Origin of the sequence: Microbulbifer epialgicus (assembly GCF_041447265.1) — a bacterium.
GTDB lineage: Bacteria > Pseudomonadota > Gammaproteobacteria > Pseudomonadales > Cellvibrionaceae > Microbulbifer > Microbulbifer epialgicus.
The window spans coordinates 1-773 of record NZ_JBGMEK010000260.1; the positions used below are offsets into that span (position 1 = coordinate 1).

The 773-nt window shown below is 50.3% G+C and carries 2 protein-coding genes; both read right to left on the reverse strand.

The features are described 5' to 3' along the window. Positions 1-163: 163 nt before the first annotated feature. Positions 164-532 carry a 3TM-type holin gene (locus ACCI49_RS24875; RefSeq protein ID WP_371841950.1) on the reverse strand — a complete coding sequence of 123 codons (369 nt, stop codon included), beginning with the start codon at positions 530-532 and terminating at the stop codon, positions 164-166. Then, positions 529-773: DUF5675 family protein (locus ACCI49_RS24880; RefSeq protein ID WP_371841951.1), on the reverse strand; the 245-nt coding region annotated here is incomplete at its 5' end. The genes ACCI49_RS24875 and ACCI49_RS24880, both read right to left, overlap by 4 nt.

Genomic DNA, 773 nt, shown 5'->3' on the forward strand with positions numbered 1-773 from the left:
CGCTGGTGTGAGTAATACCAATTCACGACTAGACCCAATGCAGCTATTACTACACCCACTAGGCCAAGCCAGTTATCAGCGAGCCAACCGGCAAATGTGCCAGCACCTACAGCGGTGATATAACTGGCTTTATCAGGTATTTCTCGCATTGCGTCGTGAAAAGTCATGATTGCTTCCAAGCCTTAGCTGCTTTTTCAGCGCTACGCCCAAAGACATAGCCACCGAGGCCGATTTTTACTATTTCCAACAGGGCCAGGGTTTGGTCCTCGCCTAGATTTTCGGCCGTCCACCCAACCCAGTGGGCAACAATGAGCCCTACGAATGTGAGCATTGTTATTGGCCGCCAGTTTCTCTGTAGCCATGACTCCCCTGATGCCTCTGCTGTGATTACATGGGTAGCTGATTGCAGCTCTGCCATATCCATCGCAATCAGCTGTGAGTCAACTTGAGCCTTAAGACGGTTGGCTTCAGTCTTATCGGGGAACGCCTTATCTATGACCTTGCCGAATAGATTTGATATGGCTGAAATCATGGATACTCCGGTATGAAGTGAGTGACGTTGAGCTCAAACCTCGGGGGCAGTATGTCCTGTAATTCCTGTATGGCTTTACGTGATTGGGTTACCCACCAAGCTCCAGGGGCTTGAGCCGTGCCGATGCCAATACAGCCTTGAACATCAGAGGCATAGTTGGCTGTGTGAATCAGGATTTTTGAACGACCTGGGACTTCCTGTAGCTCCCATACGCTGGGGTATTTGGCTGAACTGTACGGGT

Excerpts from the sequence above, each read along its gene's own strand:
- ACCI49_RS24875 (WP_371841950.1), bottom strand. The coding sequence starts at position 532 with ATGATTTCAGCCATATCAAATCTATTCGGCAAGGTCATAGATAAGGCG.